Source organism: Alcanivorax sp. HI0044, from assembly GCF_001634945.1.
In genome coordinates this window covers 1-610 of record NZ_LWEZ01001876.1, presented here as the reverse complement: position 1 = coordinate 610, position 610 = coordinate 1, and the positions used below count along the sequence as shown (strand labels likewise).

Sequence of the window (610 nt, the reverse complement as noted above, 5' to 3'; positions counted from 1 at the left end):
ACCCATCACTGTAACCCTGTGCGGCCACGGGCTCGCGGTCGGAACCGCCCTGTCGCCAATCCTGATCCACAGAGGTAAAACCCGCTGGCATCCATTGCGCTTCCACCGACAACTGGTGAGACGGGTGAGAATCCGCCAGTTGCGTCAGATCGCTTTCTTTCACGGTTTCAGGGATGGAAAAATCCTGCTCGGTAAGCGGCGCGGCCAAGGTCAAGGTAACAAATTCCACCCGCTCCAGCGCCACACCACTGCCATCAACCACTTCCGATTTAAGCAGCAGATTACTCTCATTATCGAGCCACAGGCGGTAGCCGTAGCGATGGGTATCCAGCGGCGCCACACGCATGCGCGTAGCCGCACGACCAGCAACACGGCCATCGCCATCCACCAGAATATTGTACTGTTCGGGCACATCGTGAGCGATACGCTCACCCAGCCCCAGCGGGCCGGCCTGCTTGCGATTAATCCGAGTCAAGGTGCCGTTTGGATGCAGGCACACCACCTCATCACCCCGGCGCAACACCTCTACCAGCCGGCCATCCAGGTGGGTCAACCGCTGGAACTCACGGCCACCAATCACCGCATGGCTCACTTCCATAGTGCTGACTTC

The 610-nt window shown here is 59.3% G+C and carries 1 protein-coding gene; it reads right to left on the bottom strand.

The features are described 5' to 3' along the window. The coding region (locus A3730_RS27950; protein ID WP_063539384.1) for a sigma-E factor regulatory protein RseB domain-containing protein at positions 1 to 610 on the bottom strand (610 nt) is incomplete at both ends.